This is a genomic window from Rhodoferax sp. ZS1R25, assembly GCF_056521335.1.
Map to the genome: position 1 here is coordinate 1,205,668 of NZ_JBWMAZ010000001.1, position 15,294 is coordinate 1,220,961.

Sequence of the window (15,294 nt, forward strand, 5' to 3'; positions counted from 1 at the left end):
TTGGGTAGATGGGCTTGGCATGCCGCGAACCCCGAATTTGCCGCAGCACCGAAGAAGGGTCCGTGCGTCTTCACACACACACCGACGAATGCCCAATCAAGTGTGAAAAAGAGTAACCGCTCCAGTAGAAACTGAGTTCTTCAAGGTGTCGATCTAAAGCTTGTCATACAGTTTTTGTAGACTCGGCGCATGGATAACTCAGACGCAAGCAAAGAACACTGGCCGCAGGTCGGTACGGGACTCTGGACGCGATGGTGGGGCTATCTGATCCGGTGGCTGGTGTTTGGCGTGGTCGTCGGTGTATTCCAACCGATACAAGAAGATTCCGAGCATGTCTGGCAGCTCAAAGCTATTCAGGCCGCACTAGGCGCCTTGTTCGGAGTTGCCGCCGCGGTGGTCTTCACCCTCGCAGAAAACAAGTTCAACACCCCACGCGTGAACTGGAAAAGCTGGGTGCTGGTTTTGCTGACCTGGTTGGTGGTCAAAGCCTGCTTTGTGACCGCCATAGCCATGAGCTAGGCAACTTCAAGGGCGACGAAAACTCACCTGCTGCTTGGACCAGTACCTGGACTGCAATTGGTCCAATCGCACTTCACCGCCTGTAGACGGTGCGTGTACAAAGCGCCCTTCGCCCACATAGATGCCTGCATGGGTGGCACGCCCGTCCTGCGTGAAGATGGCCAGGTCGCCGGTTCTGATGGAGTCTGCCGGCACAGCCTGCCCCCAACCCACGAGTGCGGAGACTGAGCGCGGGGCCAGTACACCGCCCCTATGCTTGTAGACATAGGCAATGAGGCCGCTGCAGTCAAATCCTCCCGCAGGCGTGTTGCCCCCGTAGCGGTAAGGTGTGCCCACCAGTCCAATGGCCATGAGCGTGACCTCATTGGCCTGTTCTCCCGTGAGTCGCGACGCGATGGTCGCAGGCGGCTTGGTCTCAACCGCTGACTGGGGCGCCGTGGCGCATCCTGTCAGCACACACAAGGCCACGGAGACCGAAAGCACGCCCAGCACCCCAGTGTGCGATGGGACGGGGCGCGCTTTCAGAGCCTTGAAGAGCATGAATATCAGATAGCGCTGCAGGCGCAGTTACGCCTGTAGCTTCTTCTGCACTTCGCGCTTGCCCATCTTCATGACTACGGCAATCTTCTGCAATTGCGCCGCACGGGGCTTCGCTGCACCCGCCTCCCATTTGTGTACCGACAAGTAGGACACGTCCAACACGGTCGCCATCTGGGCCTGGGTGATACCCCACTTCGCGCGCAAGGCGGCCAGGCGTGCAGCACTGAAGCGGATGCCGGGGGTGCTTGGCTCATCAGCCGCCGTGTCTTTGCTGTTGGCACGGGACGCTTTGGTGCTGGCCTTGAGTGCCGAGGCCAGTGACTTGACCTGCCGTTTCAACGCCGCGATTTCCGAGCGATGTGTCGTTGTTGCTTTGCGCAAGGCCAGCAGCTCGTCTTTGAGCTCTTTGCGGGCCACACGGGCGATTTCAGACTTGAGGGAATTGATCAATGAGCTCATACAGAAGATGGTAGTCCTGAAACATTACTAAACGCCATCAAAAGAAAAGGCGGCAGTGGTGATGTACCACTGCCGCCTCTCTGTTTGAAACTGACCGGTTTACTTCTTTTTGTTCACCGCGGCCTTGAAGGCGGCACCGGCAGTGAATTTTGGCACAGTGGCGGCGGCAATCTTCAGTGCTTCGCCAGTGCGTGGGTTCTTGCCCTTGCGTGCGGCGCGCTTGGTGGCCTTGAAGGTGCCAAAGCCAATCAGCTGCACGTCTTCTTTTTTTGCCACGGTCTTGGTGATGATTTGCACCAGCGCATCAATGGTGCGGCCAGCGGCGGCCTTGGACACGTCGGTCTCTTTGACCAGGGCTTCAATCAATCCAGCTTTGTTCAATCTAATACTCCAGAAAATAAAGGGTGGGATAAATTCTGACACAAAGTGCTGCACAAGCCGCTTGGTCGTTCAGGTTTCCCGCTTGGCGTAGCGCTGTGCCAACACGGCGCACACCATAAGCTGGATCTGGTGAAACAGCATCAGCGGCAGCAGCATCACCCCTACAACGGGTGCGGCAAACAGCACCTTGGCCATGGGCACACCACTGGCCAGGCTCTTCTTGGAGCCGCAGAAGACGATGGTGATTTCATCCTCTTTGTTAAAGCCCAAGGCGCGGCTGGCCCAGGTGGTCATCCCCAGTGACAGGGCTAGCAAGACGCAGCACGCCACCACCAGACCTGCCAAAACGGGCAGGGGAACTTGCTTCCACAGGCCTTCAATGACCGCGGCACTGAACGCCGTGTAGACCACCAGCAGGATGGAACCCTGGTCCACGAACTTCAGGCCTGCAGCGTGGCGCTTCACAAAGCCGCCCACCCAGGGTTGCAGCAGTTGGCCGGCCACAAAAGGCAGCATCAGTTGCAGCATGATTTTGAAGACCGCATCCAGCTCACTGGCACCTGACACACCACCGGGCACGACCAGCCAACCCACCAACAACGGTGTGACGAACACGCCAATCAGGCTGGACGCGGATGCGCTGCACACCGCAGCCGACACATTGCCGCGCGCCATGGCCGTGAACGCGATGGCCGATTGCACGGTGGCCGGCAGGGCACACAAAAACAGCATGCCTGTAGCCAGGTCCGGCGTCAGCGCGAGGTTGAATGCAGGGCGCAACAGCAGCCCGAGGATGGGAAACATCACGAACGTGCACAGCAGCACCAGCAGATGGAGCCGCCAGTGGCTCAGGCCCGCCACCACAGCCGCTCGCGAGAGTTTGGCGCCGTGTAGAAAGAACAGCAGCGCAATGGCTGCAGTGGTCAAAATCTCAAAGCCGTGTGCCACCGCGCCTTGCGTAGGCAGCACGCTGGCAATGGCGACTACGGCGAGCAGGGCCAGGGTGAAGTTGTCGGGTAGAAAACGGGAACGTGTCATGAAAAGGCTGGGGTGGAATCAAGGTCTGGCAGGCCCATGGCCAACCCGTCACTGCGCGGGTCATGGGCGCCGTACATGGTACCCGTGCGCGGGTCCAGGCGGATAGCACCTGGGTGACCCATGAGCGGGCTGTGTGCGGGGAGGATGCTGACCACATGGCCACGCTGCTCGAGTGCGTGGCGCACCTCCGCTGGCACGTCTTCTTCCAGTTTCAGAGAGTCCGCAGTGTCCGAAAAGGTTTTACCCAGCAAAAAGCGCGGCTGCGCCAGCGCGGTGTACGGGTCCATGCCGTAGTCGATCATGCGCGTGAGGATGGCCGCCAGCGTTTGCGGTTGACCGTCCGCGCCCTGCGTGCCGTATAGGATGCTGGGCTTGCCGTTCTGCAGGTACATGCCGGGGTTCAGGGTGTGAAAGGGGCGTTTGCCGGGCGCTACGCAGTTGGGGTGTTGCGGGTCGGTGGAGAATGCCGCGCCCCGGTTGTGCCACAGCATGCCGGTGTCGCCCACCAGCACACCGCTGCCCCAGTCAAAGTAAATGGTGGCCAGCATGGAGACCGCATTGCCTGCACTGTCGGCCGCCCCGATGTAGACCGTGTCCCCGGTTTGAAATGGCTGTGGCCAGGGCAGGGCATGGTCCATGCGGATGGCCCGGGCGCGCTGGTCCAGATGTTCGGGTGAGAGGAGTCGTTCGGTGGGCACCGCAGCATGGTCCGGGTCCGCCACATAGCGGTTGCGGTCGTTGAACGCCTGCTTTACCGCTTCCACCATCAGGTGGTAATGGTCCGCACTGCCCTCGGCCATGCCGCGCAGGTCAAAGCGCTCCAGAATGCCCATGATCTCCAGCGTGGTGACGCCCTGGGTGGGTGGGCGGTGCGCCACCAGCGTGCCGCCGCGGTAGGGTACTTGCAGCGGCACCTCCACGCGGGCACGGGTGCTGGCCAGGTCCGCCGCGGTGAGGGGCGAGCCGGCCTGCGCCAAGCCATGGGCAATCCGCGCGGCCAGCATGCCCTCGTAAAAGTCGCGGTAGCCGCGGGCGGCCAGCATCTCCAGCGTGTGGGCCAGCTGCGGCTGATGGCGCATCGAATTCGGTGCGGGCACGTGGCCGTTCACCCCCAAAGTGCTGTAAACGTCCGGCAGCAGCTCCGCTTGCGGCAGCCGAAAATTCAGCCAGAAGCGCTCTGATTCCGACATGGGAAAGCCATCCCGCGCCAGGGCAATGGCCGGGGTGAGCAGCCGTTCCCAGCTGTGTTGACCCGCCCAGGTGCCACGGCTGATATCAAACGCCTGACCCAGCACGTCCACCGCCGCCGCGCTGGTCAGCATGGACTGCGGCCCGCGCTGCGCAATGCCACCGCTGAGGTTGGGTAGCACCCGAGGCGCCTGTCCGATGCCGGAAATGCTTTGCACTGTCCCGTCTTTGTCGGCGATCAGCATGAACGCATCGCCCCCCAACCCAGCAAAGTGAGGGTATGTCACGCACAGGCAGGCGGTGATGGCAATGGAGGCCTCAATGGCGTTGCCGCCTTGGGTCAGCACGCCCAGCCCGGCCTGGGTTGCCAGTGCATGGGGGCTGGTGACCATGCCGCGGGTGGAAATGGCGTTGCGAGGGTGGAGGGCGGTCATGCGGATGGGGATGCAAACCGCATGCCAGGCGGCCTTGCCGGGCTGGTAAGTGGCATGCATGTTGCTGGCCTGTCGGCGTGGCGTACCCCGTGCTCGCCGTGTTTTGAAAGAGCGATAACCCCATGCCCTCAACGATTGCACATGTGACCCCCTCCTGGCCCGGGCTGCTGCCGCACCACCACCGCTTCGACTACCTGCCCATCACGCGCCGGCCAGATTTCGCCTGGCCCAACGGTGCGCGGCTTGCGGTGTACCTGGGATTCAATATCGAGCATTTCGCGTTTGGCGAAGGCCTGGGTGCCGCCATTGGCCCGGCATCCCCCCAGCCCGATGTGCTGAACTACGGCTGGCGCGAATACGGCAATCGGGTCGGTGCCTGGCGCTGCCTGGAGCTTTTCAATGCCCTGGGTTTGCCCACGGGCGCGCTGATCAATACCGCCGTGTACGACCACTGTCCCGAGCTGGTGCAGGCCTGTGTGGTGCGTGGCGACGAACTCATTGGCCATGGCCATAGCAATGCGGAACGACAAGGCGGATTGGACGAAGTGGAGGAGCGAGCGTTGTTGCAAAGCTGCCGCACGCGCATGCAGCGCGAGAACGGTCAGGCTCCCCAAGGCTGGTTGTCGCCCTGGATTTCAGAGAGCCGCCTCACCCCGGATCTGCTGGCCGAGACGGGTTACGGCTACACCCTCAACTGGTGCCACGACGACCAGCCCGTGCGCATGCGCACGCGTGACGGCGGCGCCATCTGGTCTGTGCCCTATCCACAGGAGCTCAACGACATCCCCATGATCATGGGGCGGCTCATGGATGCAAAAGATTTTGCTGCCATGGTCGTCGACAACTTTGACGAAATGCTGGCGCAGTCGGCAGCCCAACCACTGGTGATGGGGGTGGCACTGCATCCCTATATCGTGGGCCAACCCTACCGGCTGCGGTACTTGCGCACCGCGCTCACGCACTTGGCCCGGGCGCGCGACCGGGGCGATATCTGGTTCACCACGCCCGGCGCCATTGCTGCGCACATGGACACGCTGGCCGCAGACCGTCCAGGTGAATTTGCTGCTGTCTAGCCCAGGCGGCAAGCGCGGGCTTTACACAAGCTTCACCGCCACGCGGCTTGAATTTTCGGGTCGGGCCGCCAACTGGCTGGGTGCAGCCCGCCAACTTTGTGAGGAACGCTTATGCAATACATACCCCTGCTTCAACGCGCACTGCGAGGCATGGTCATCGCGCTGTGCCTGGGCACCGGCCTGGCCATAGCCCAAGCCGAGCCCACGCTCAATGAGGTCTACGCCACGGCCCAGGCCGGCAAGATCGACCAAGCCCAGGTAATGATGCAGCAGGTGCTGGTGTCGCACCCCGGCAGTGCCAAGGCCTATTTTGTGCAGAGCGAGTTGTTTGCGCGCCAGGGCAACCGCGCCCGGGCCCAGGAGTCGCTGGCCAAGGCCGAGCAGCTGGCCCCCGGTCTGCCCTTCGCCAAGCCTGAGGCGGTGCAGTCCCTGCGCGCGCAGCTGGCGTCGCCCGCAGTTGGGGTGGCCCACCCCGTGCAAGGCCACACCGCGGCGCCTACCAGCCAGGCCAACTGGCTGTTACCGGCGCTACTGGCCGGCCTGGTACTGGTGGCGGGGTATTTCCTGTTTCGCCGGCGTTCGCCGGCCGCGGCTTTGCAGCCCGCGGGCTATGGCTCGGGCTTGAACGGCCCCCAACTGTTTGGCAACGGTGCTGGCACGTCACCCACCTATGGCCCCACGCCCTACGGCCAGCCCGCTGGCAGCGGCCTGGGTGGCAAGATTTTGGGCGGCGTGGCCACGGGTCTGGCCGTGGGCGCGGGCGTGATGGCGGCCGAGGCCATTGGCCGCAACCTGATGGGCGAGCGCCATTCCACGCCATCGCCAGACAGCCTGTCTGGCGATAGCTACCAGCCCATGGCGGGGAATGCCGATATGGGTGGCCAAGACTTTGGCGTGACCGATGGCAACGCCTGGGACGATGGCGGTTCCGTGGACAGCGGCTCCAACGACTGGGACAACTAAGCACCCGTGGTCGGTTAGATTCGCAGCTTCTGCCCTCTTTGAGCCACGCATGCCCAAACCCACCGCCCACGCCTACCGCCCCAGCCTCTCCGTTCCCATCGTCAAGGTCTCCAGCCAGATACTGACCGCACTGCTCTGTGTGGCCGTGCTGGTGTACGGGCTGTTGCCGGGCCTGCTGGCGGTGTGCGTGGGCTTTCTGGCCACCGCGGGGCTGGCCCGATGGCGCGGCGTGGGGCGCTTGCGCCTCTCGCCGATCTGGGCGGCTACCTTGGTCATCCTCATGCCCATCGTGGCCATTGGTTTTTTCATGGCCAACGCCAAAGGCATGGTGTTCGGCGCGGTGACGCAGTACCAGGCGCTGCTACGCCACCTGGCCGGCACGGTGCTCGAAATCCGGCAAAAGCTCCCGCCCGACCTGGCCAGCCACCTGCCCGATGAACTGGTGGCGGCGCAAACCTGGCTGGCCAGCTACCTGCAGTCCCAGGCCCACGCACTCACCGGCATTGGCTCGGCCGGCCTGCATGGGGGCCTGCTTGTGTACGTGGGGCTGGTGATTGGGGCGCTGATTGTGGGCACGCCGTCTGCCGTTAGTTACGCGCCGCTGCGCTTGCAAATGCGCGACCGGGCCACGCATTTCATGGAATCTTTCCGACAGATCGTGATCGCGCAGTTCTGGATTGCGGCTTTCAACGCGGTGTGCACCGGCATCTTTCTCATGCTGGCCTTGCCCCAGTTTGGCGTGAACATGCCCTATGCCAGCTCGCTGGTCGCACTTACCTTCTTTGCCGGGCTCATTCCCATCGTGGGCAACCTGCTGTGCAACAGCGTGCTGACGCTGGCCGGTGTGTCCATCTCGCCCACCGTGGGGCTGGCCTGCTTGCTGTTTCTGGTCGCCATCCACAAGTTTGAATACTTCATCAACGCCAAGGTAGTGGGCAAGCGCACGGGCACCTCGGCCTGGGAGCTGCTCACGGTGATGTTTGTGGGGGAGGCCATTTTTGGCGTGGCCGGATTGGTCTCTGCGCCGCTCTACTACGCCTATGCCAAGCGGGAATTACAGGCGGACGCCCTGATTTAGCCTGGTCAAAGAGTGCTTGGCGGTTTTTGTCCGAAAGTTGGCGGAGGTGGACCTTTTGCGCCAAGGCTAAGAGGACTACAGTGAGGGCATTGCAACTCACTGGTGTCCTCAAATGTCCTCTTCTGCCAAACCCAAATCCGCTCTCATCATCATCGACGTGCAGGAGTCCTTCGCCCAGATGCCCTTCTGGTCGCAAGGCATCCACGCCCCGTTTCAGCAGGCGCTGTTGAAGCTGGACGCAGGAGCCCGCGCTGCTGGTGTGCCCGTGGTGCACATCTACCACGTGGGGCGCGCTGGTCCCTTTTTGCCCGAGTCCGGCTTTGTCAAACCTTTGCCTTGGTTGCCCGGCAACCCCTCTGTGCGCTTTGACAAACACACGCACAACGCGTTCACCGACACCGGCCTGGACCTGTGGCTGCGCCGCCAGGGCGTGACCAAGCTCATCATCAGCGGTATCCGTACCGAGCAGTGCTGCGAGACCACGGCTCGCGTGGGTTCGGACCTGGGCTACGACGTGGACTTTGTGTCCGAAGCCACGCTGACTTTTCCCATGACACATGCAGGCAGCGGCCGCACCTTCAGCGCTGAAGAAATCACAACCCGCACCGAGCTGGTCTTGGCCGATCGCTTTGCGCGCATCGTGGATGTGGATACTTGCCTGGCCGATCTGGCTGTTTAAAAGGAATTGCCATGCTGCAACTGCGCCCCAACTGTGAATGCTGCAATGTGGACCTGCCACCCGCAGCTACCAACGCCCGCATCTGCTCGTTTGAATGCACGTTTTGTGCAGACTGTGTGGACATCCGCCTGCTGGGCGTGTGCCCCAACTGCGGCGGTGGCTTTGTGCCACGCCCGATTCGCCCGGTCGGCAAACTGGCCAATAACCCGCCGTCGACCGAACGTATCTTCAAGCCCCAGGGCTGTGTGACGCCGCCGCAGCCTGCCCCGGTGAGCGCATGAGCGGCAGCCTGCCCATGCGACCCAAAGACCTGGCGCTGGCCCTGCTGGTCATCGTGGTCTGGGGTGTGAACTTTGCAGTTATCAAGGTCGGAGTGGTAGGCATCCCGCCGCTGTTGTTGGGCGCGCTGCGCTTCATGCTGGCGGCGTTTCCCGCGCTGCTGTTCCTCAAGCCGCCCAAGGTGCCGCTGCGGCTGTACCTGGCCTATGGCCTCACCATCTCGGTGGGGCAGTTTGCATTTTTGTTCAGTGCCATCCATGTGGGTATGCCTTCCGGCCTGGCTTCGCTGGTGCTGCAGTCGCAGTCCTTCTTCACGCTGCTGCTGGCCGCCTGGTGGCTCAAGGAGCGCTGGCAGGCCAACCAGATGGCGGGCTTGCTGCTGGCTGCGGTGGGCCTGGTGTTGATCGGCAGCGCGAGCGGCGCGGCGAATGGCGTATCCATGCCGTTGCTAGGTTTCTTGCTCACCATCGCAGCCGCTGTGATGTGGGCCTGCGGCAACATCGTCACCCGCGCGGTGGGGCGCTATGGGCCCATGAACCAGTTGGCGTTTGTGGTCTGGGCTAGCCTGGTACCGCCGCTGCCATTTCTGGGCCTTTCGGCATGGCTGGAGGGGCCAGACGCCATGCTGCAAGCCCTAAAGCACATCGATCTGGCCGCCGTAGGCGCCATCGCTTACCTGGCCTGGGCCGCCACCTTGTTGGGCTATGGGCTGTGGACGCACCTGATGTCCCGCTACCCCACCAACCGCGTGGCCCCGTTCACGCTGCTGGTGCCCATCGTTGGCCTGACCACGGGCTGGGTCGTGTTTGGTGAGGCGCTGCGGCCCATTCACTTTGCGGGCGGCGCGCTGTTGATGGCGGGGCTGCTGGTGAATGTGTTCGGTGCGCCCTTGTTTGCGCGCTTGAAAGCCACGACTGCAAAGCCATGACATGGAAGACCTGACACTTTCCATCTACCTGGTGCTCACGCCCAATGTGCTGATGCTGGACTACGCCGGCCCGGCTGAGGCCTTGCGCATGGCTGCCGACATGGGCGCCCCCATTGCGCTGCACACCTGCGGGCCGCAGGCACACATCACCACCTCGCTCAGCACCAGCCTGTCGGGCCTGGAGCCCTTGCCCGCGCAGCTACCACCGCATAGCCTGGTGCTCATCGTGGGCAATAGCAACGAGGTGGTGGACTACGCCACCGAAGCTGCACACACCGTCGTGCAGTGGCTCAAGACCGCGCCGCAGGCCGACACACGGCTGGCCAGCATCTGCTCGGGCGCGCTGCTGCTGGCGCAGGCGGGCTGCCTGGACGGTCGGCACTGCACCACCCACCACACGCTGATCGCCGACCTGCAGGCATGTGCGCCCAGCGCGCAGGTGGTGACGGATCGCATCTTTGTGGACGATGGCCCGGTGCTCACCAGTGCCGGCATCACCACTGGCATTGACCTCGCGCTCTACATCGTGGAGCAGGCGGCAGGCCCCGAGCTGGCCGCCCGCGTGGCGCGCCGGCTGGTGATGTACCAGCGCCGTGGCGCGCACGACCCGCAAATGTCACCCTGGCTGGCCCACCGCAACCACATGCACCCGGCGGTGCACCGCGCGCAAGACGCCGTGGCGCGCGAACCCGAACGCGCCTGGACCCTGGAAGAGCTGGCCGAGGTGGCCTGTGTAAGCGCCCGCCACCTGAGCCGCCTGTTTGCGCTGCACACCGGCATCAGCGTTGTGGCCTATCAGCAGCAGCTGCGCATTGCCCGGGCGCAAGAGATGCTGGCGCACAACCCCACGCTGTCGCAAGAGCGCTTGGCCCAGGCTTGTGGGTTTGGGTCGGCGCGGGATTTTCGGCGGGTGTGGCAGCGCTGCGCCCCGCCTCAGGCGCTACGCCGAGGTTCTGCGCAATGATCCGCGGGATGTCGCCACTGGCATAGCCACGCTTGATGACTTGGTTGAACTCGGCTAGCCAGGTTTTCATCTGCATGGTTTTGGGGAAGGCTAAAAAGTTCGGCTCACTGCGCAGCGGCACGGGCAGCACTACCAGCGCCTCACGCACCGCAGCGGGCACCTGGTGGTGGCGCAGCAGTTCCTCGAAGCCTTCTTTGCCACCATTGAACAGCGCGCAGTCGATGCGCCCCATGATCAGCTTGGTCAGGCGGTTGGCCACACTGTTGTCTTCTTCGGTGGTCAGCACGCCTGCGGTGCGCGCTTTCTCAAACGCCTCTCCATAGCTATCGCCCCGGCCCAAGCCCACGCGTTTGCCTTGCAGGTCTGCCGGTTTTTTGAAGTCGAACTCGTAACCCTTCAGCACCACGATGACCACATCGTCCACGTACACCGGTTCTGAAAAGTCAAACGTCTTGGTGCGCTCTTGCGTCCACGAAACACCCACAATGCCGCCCACACCGGCCGATGCATAGCGGTAGGCCCGCGCCCAGGGATACAGCGCCACCTTCACCGTGCTGTCGTCCGACAAGGCCTGGTCGGCGTACTTGAGGATGTCGATGAGAATGCCGCGGCTTTGCCCCTCCTGCAGAAACATCTTGGGCAGCGTGCTGTCACTGCCGAACACCGTGATGTCGGCAGACCAGACGGAGGTGACCAACGACAGTCCCAACCCGATACCGATGAATGTCTTCACCACAGATATTCTCCAGAAATACATGAGGTTGCAGCCGAAGCTATGCACTCAGTATGGAGCTTGAAATTTGGGGCGCGCGTATTGCGCGGGCATCTTTCGATACCTAGTTTCGTGACCCGGTCGCCACCGCGCGCGGTGGCGGGTTCAGGGGCCCAGGTTCTGCGCGATGAGCTTCTGGATGTCGCCGCGCCCGTAGCCTCTTTTGATGATCTGGTTGAAGTCATTCAGCCAAGTCTTCATTTGCATGCTCTTGGGGAAGGCCAAAAAGTTGGGATCACTGCGCAGCGGTACGGGCAGCACCACCAGCGCGTCGCGCAGGGCCTCCAGCCCCTTGTTGCTGCGCAGGATTTCTTCAAACCCCGCCTTGCCCGCGTTGAACAGCGCGCAGTCAATGCGGTCCAGCACCAGCTTGTTCAGGCGATCCACAGCGCCGCTGTCGCCGTCCACCACAAACAGGCCGGCCTCGCGGGCTTTCTCAAAGGCCTCGCCATAGCTGCCGCCGCGCCCCAGGCCCACGCGCTTGCCCGCCAGGTCGGCCATCTCCTTGAAGCTGAACTCCTTGCCTTTGTGCACCACGATGACTACGTCGTCCACATACACGGGTTCGGAGTAGTCAAACAGCACAGCGCGCTCCTGCGTCCACGACAGACCCACAATGCCGCCAATACCCGTGGTGGCATAGCGGTAGGAGCGGGCCCAGGGGTACAGCTCGATCTTGAAGCTGTCCTCGCGCAGCTCTTGGTCGGCGTATTTCAGGATGTCGATCAGGATGCCGCGCGCGCGGCCATCCTGCAAAAACATCTTGGGCGCAGAGCTGTCCCCGCCAAAGACGGTGATGTCTGCAGACCAGGCCGCAACGGCGCATGTCAGTCCCAGCAAGGCGGATATGAATCGTTTCATTCCATTCTTTTCATTGTGGTGGGTTCGGCGGATTTCCAACTTTGCGGAGTATGCTGCTTTTTTGGCTCAATCTGCGACCCTTCATGAACCCCGAAGCCCTCAAACTCTGGCGCGCCCCGCAATGGGCGTTCTCCATCCTGCTGGCCCTGTTGGGCATGCTCGGTCCTTTCTCCATCGACACCTACATTCCTGCCTTCGCGGGCATCAGCCAGTCGCTGGGGGCCACGCCGGTGCAGATGCAGCAAACGCTGTCGGCCTACCTGTTCGGCTTCGCCTTCATGGCGTTGTTCCACGGCTCGTTTTCCGACAGCTTTGGCCGTCGTCCCGTGGTGCTGTGGGGGCTGGCCGCGTTCACCATCGCGTCCATCGGCTGCGCGCTGGCGCAAAGCATTGGGCAGCTGATCTTCTTTCGCGCCATGCAGGGCCTGTCCACCGGTGCCGGCATTGTGGTGTCGCGTGCCGTCATCCGCGATGTGTATCCGCCCTCGCAGGCGCAAAAGGTCATGAGCCAGGTCACCATCTTCTTTGGCGTGGCGCCCGCCATTGCGCCCATGGTGGGCGGCTGGCTGCTGGTACACGCCAGCTGGCACGGCATCTTCTGGTTCCTGACTGGCGTGGGCGTGTTCCTGTGGGTGGCCAATTTCTTCTTGCTGCCCGAGACCCTGCACCCTACGCAGCGCCAGCATTTCCACATCAAGAACCTGATGGCCGGCTACTGGAAGCTGGGCTCGGACCCACGCTTTGTGCTGCTGGCGCTGGCCAGTGGCATTCCGTTCAACGGCATGTTTTTGTACGTGCTCAGCGCGCCTGTTTTTCTGGGCGACCACCTGGGGCTGCAACCCCAGCAGTTCTTCTGGTTCTTCATCCTCACCATCAGCGGCATCATGGGCGGCGCCTTTGTCAGTGGCCGCGTGGCTGGCAAGACCCCACCCAAGCGGCAGATCCGCAACGGTTTCCTCATCATGCTCATCATTGGCCTGCTGAACCTGGCAGCCAATCTGGTCTTCAAGGCGCACGTGAGCTGGGCCCTGTTCCCCATCGCCATCTTCGCGTTTGGCTGGGCCATGATGGTGCCCGTGGTCACCCTGCTGGTGCTGGACCTGCACCCCGAGCGGCGCGGCATGGCGTCTAGTCTGCAGATGTTTGTGGGGTCGACCGCCAACGGCATCGTGGCCGGTGTCATCTCGCCACTGGTGATGCACTCCACCGTGGCGCTGGCCGCGTCATCGGTGTTGATGATGTGCCTGGGGCTGGGGGCTTGGGTGTTTATCCGGCGGCAGTGGCCGGAGATTGGGCAGAGGGTGGAGGTGGTTTGAGTTTGTCTACTGACCCCTGGGCAGGTGCTCCTTTTTGTCGCCCGCAGCGGGTGCATACGATTCCGCAATGAATTGATTTAATCTAAGGGAAAACCCTGAATTTGAACTGAATGCAAACTGGTACGATGGATCTACCAGTTGACCACTTGTATGCCCAATTTCAAATATGGAACTCATTGATCGAATCCCGGGAGAGCATGGCCGCGTTAGCAAGCGCACGGTCAAGGATCAGATCAGTGACAAGCTCGCTTACATGATCCATTCCGGATTGTTGCGCGCTGGAGATGAGTTGCCCTCAGAGCGCACGCTTGCGACAACGTTAGAGGTTTCGCGGGAAACTGTACGGGCTGCGATTGGCGTCTTGCATGCCCGCCGAATGGTGGATGTAAGCCAAGGTGCGCGAACCAAAGTCGTGGGGCCCGGCCTACTTCCCATGCACGAGTCGGTCAGCACCTTGGGGAATCTCAAGGATCGCAGTTTTGAAGAAGTTGCGGAGGCCCGTGCAGCGGTGGAACTCCAAGTGATATGGCTTTCCGCCCAAAGGATTACGGACAATGAACTTGCGCGTCTATCGTCCTTAGTCAAAGAGCAAGAGTTGATGCTGAAAGATCCTGTGGGATTTCAAATTTCAGACCGCGAATTTCACACCACTCTTTATAAAAGCTGTGGCAACTCGCTACTCGTAGATGTTGTCTCTGACTTCTATGACTATGCGCTTGAATATCGCCGCCGAGCGCTGCAACGACCAGGGGCTATCAAGCACAGCGTTCAGGACCACAAAGAGATCGTTGAGGCGTTGAAAATGCGCAATCCCGACGCGGCAGTGGCGGCAATGCGCGGGCATTTAGATCAGGTCCAGAAGACGACCATGAAAGAAATGGCGAGCTGAGAATGAACTGCGCTGACATTTTTGATGATCGTGCCCGTTCGTTGGTGCCAGTCAATGCCCAGCTAGAGCGGCTTGCGTCTGGCGCAAGCTGGAGTGAGGGGCCGGTGTGGATGCACGAGGATCAGAGTGTCCTCTGGAGCGACATACCCAATAACCGCATATTGCGTTGGCACGCCACCGAAGGGCAGTCGGTGTGGCGTGATCATGTCGAATACACCAATGGCCACTACCGTGAGGCTGATGGATCACTTCTGCATTGCTCGCATGGGCACAGGGCAATCATCAGAACCCGTTCACCGGTTGGACCTCATAAATCGGTCGATGAGGTCGTAGTAGACCGTTTCAATGGACAGCGACTAAATTCCCCCAACGACGTGGTCGTTAAACGTGACGGAACCATTTGGTTCAGCGATCCACCTTATGGCATCGCGTCTGACCATGAAGGTCATCAGGCAGATTCAGAGTTGGATGACAACTACGTGTTTCGATTTGAGCCGAGCAGTGGGGAGCTTTCAATTGCAACGGACTTTGTAGAAGAGCCGAATGGGCTTGCGTTCTCACCGGATGAATCAGTCTTGTACGTATCTGACACCTCAGCGGCATTGCGCGAAGATGGTGCCGGCAATCACCACATTGTTCGCTTTGACGTGGTCAATGGGAAAGAACTGGTCAATCCAGAAGTGTTGGCAGAGATTTCGCCGGGTCTGTCAGACGGCTTTCGCCTTGATCGCCAAGGCTGGATCTTCACCAGCAGTGCTGACAGTGTGCAAGTTATTCATCCGGATGGAGCGTTACTCGCAAAAATCTATGTTCCTGAAAAGGTCGGCAATCTCACGTTTGGTGGGGCAATGCGCAGCGAACTTTATATCTGCGCCAGTACTTCTTTGTATCGCATCCGCTTGAACACAAGTGGTATTCAAACTCCTTAAGGAA

17 protein-coding genes and 1 pseudogene are annotated in these 15,294 nt (G+C 61.6%); 11 read left to right on the plus strand and 7 right to left on the minus strand.

Going from position 1 to position 15,294, the window contains the following annotated elements:
• The first annotated feature begins 189 nt into the window (after positions 1-189).
• Complete coding sequence (locus tag AC097R_RS05745; protein ID WP_479596637.1) at positions 190-519, plus strand: hypothetical protein; 330 nt, start codon at positions 190-192, stop codon at positions 517-519.
• Positions 520-525: 6 nt separating this feature from the next.
• On the opposite strand, the gene AC097R_RS05750 is transcribed toward AC097R_RS05745, so the two are convergent.
• The 5 genes from AC097R_RS05750 to ggt form a co-directional block, all read right to left on the minus strand.
• A complete protein-coding gene (locus AC097R_RS05750) occupies positions 526-1,059 on the minus strand; it encodes a C40 family peptidase (protein ID WP_479596638.1) in 534 nt (177 codons plus the stop codon).
• A 27-nt stretch (positions 1,060-1,086) separates the two neighbouring features.
• A complete protein-coding gene (locus tag AC097R_RS05755; RefSeq protein WP_479596639.1) occupies positions 1,087-1,518 on the minus strand; it encodes a helix-turn-helix domain-containing protein in 432 nt (143 codons plus the stop codon).
• Positions 1,519-1,617: 99 nt separating this feature from the next.
• A complete protein-coding gene (locus AC097R_RS05760) occupies positions 1,618-1,899 on the minus strand; it encodes an HU family DNA-binding protein (RefSeq protein ID WP_479596640.1) in 282 nt (93 codons plus the stop codon).
• A 69-nt stretch (positions 1,900-1,968) separates the two neighbouring features.
• Complete coding sequence (locus AC097R_RS05765; RefSeq protein ID WP_479596641.1) at positions 1,969-2,937, minus strand: bile acid:sodium symporter family protein; 969 nt, start codon at positions 2,935-2,937, stop codon at positions 1,969-1,971.
• Positions 2,934-4,559: a gamma-glutamyltransferase gene (gene ggt, locus AC097R_RS05770; RefSeq protein WP_479598097.1), complete on the minus strand. Its 1,626-nt coding sequence runs from the start codon at positions 4,557-4,559 to the stop codon at positions 2,934-2,936. The genes AC097R_RS05765 and ggt overlap by 4 nt, the downstream gene beginning before the upstream one ends.
• A 122-nt stretch (positions 4,560-4,681) precedes the next feature.
• On the opposite strand from ggt, the gene AC097R_RS05775 reads away from it, so the two are divergent.
• From AC097R_RS05775 to AC097R_RS05805, 7 genes are all read left to right on the plus strand, one after another.
• Positions 4,682-5,632 (plus strand): polysaccharide deacetylase family protein, encoded by a 951-nt coding sequence (locus AC097R_RS05775; RefSeq protein WP_479596642.1) that lies wholly within the window; start codon positions 4,682-4,684, stop codon positions 5,630-5,632.
• Between the two features lie 111 nt (positions 5,633-5,743).
• On the plus strand, positions 5,744-6,595 hold the full coding sequence (locus AC097R_RS05780) for a tetratricopeptide repeat protein (protein WP_479596643.1): 852 nt from the start codon (positions 5,744-5,746) through the stop codon (positions 6,593-6,595).
• A gap of 49 nt (positions 6,596-6,644) precedes the next feature.
• Entirely contained in the window at positions 6,645-7,673 is a 1,029-nt protein-coding gene (locus tag AC097R_RS05785) for an AI-2E family transporter (RefSeq protein ID WP_479596644.1), read from the plus strand.
• 112 nt (positions 7,674-7,785) lie between these two features.
• Positions 7,786-8,352: an isochorismatase family protein gene (locus AC097R_RS05790; protein WP_479596645.1), complete on the plus strand. Its 567-nt coding sequence runs from the start codon at positions 7,786-7,788 to the stop codon at positions 8,350-8,352.
• Between the two features lie 11 nt (positions 8,353-8,363).
• Positions 8,364-8,633, plus strand: a complete 270-nt coding sequence (locus AC097R_RS05795; RefSeq protein WP_479596646.1) for a DUF1272 domain-containing protein — start codon at positions 8,364-8,366, stop codon at positions 8,631-8,633.
• A gap of 14 nt (positions 8,634-8,647) precedes the next feature.
• Positions 8,648-9,559: an EamA family transporter gene (locus AC097R_RS05800; protein WP_479598098.1), complete on the plus strand. Its 912-nt coding sequence runs from the start codon at positions 8,648-8,650 to the stop codon at positions 9,557-9,559.
• Position 9,560: 1 nt separating this feature from the next.
• Complete coding sequence (locus AC097R_RS05805; RefSeq protein WP_479596647.1) at positions 9,561-10,523, plus strand: GlxA family transcriptional regulator; 963 nt, start codon at positions 9,561-9,563, stop codon at positions 10,521-10,523.
• Between the two features lie 46 nt (positions 10,524-10,569).
• On the opposite strand, the pseudogene AC097R_RS05810 reads toward AC097R_RS05805, so the two are convergent.
• Together AC097R_RS05810 and AC097R_RS05815 are read right to left on the minus strand one after the other, a co-directional pair.
• Positions 10,570-11,280, minus strand: a pseudogene (locus AC097R_RS05810) (substrate-binding periplasmic protein); the annotation flags it as partial.
• 120 nt (positions 11,281-11,400) lie between these two features.
• On the minus strand, positions 11,401-12,156 hold the full coding sequence (locus AC097R_RS05815; protein WP_479596648.1) for a substrate-binding periplasmic protein: 756 nt from the start codon (positions 12,154-12,156) through the stop codon (positions 11,401-11,403).
• Between the two features lie 83 nt (positions 12,157-12,239).
• On the opposite strand from AC097R_RS05815, the gene AC097R_RS05820 reads away from it, so the two are divergent.
• The 3 genes from AC097R_RS05820 (at position 12,240) to AC097R_RS05830 (ending at position 15,290) form a co-directional block, all read left to right on the plus strand.
• A complete protein-coding gene (locus tag AC097R_RS05820; protein ID WP_479596649.1) occupies positions 12,240-13,472 on the plus strand; it encodes a multidrug effflux MFS transporter in 1,233 nt (410 codons plus the stop codon).
• Between the two features lie 166 nt (positions 13,473-13,638).
• Positions 13,639-14,361, plus strand: coding sequence for a FadR/GntR family transcriptional regulator (locus AC097R_RS05825; protein ID WP_479596650.1), 723 nt, complete (start codon positions 13,639-13,641; stop codon positions 14,359-14,361).
• Between the two features lie 2 nt (positions 14,362-14,363).
• The gene (locus AC097R_RS05830) at positions 14,364-15,290 is read left to right on the plus strand and encodes an SMP-30/gluconolactonase/LRE family protein (RefSeq protein WP_479596651.1); all 927 of its coding nucleotides are present in this window, start codon (positions 14,364-14,366) and stop codon (positions 15,288-15,290) included.
• Positions 15,291-15,294: the final 4 nt, after the last annotated feature.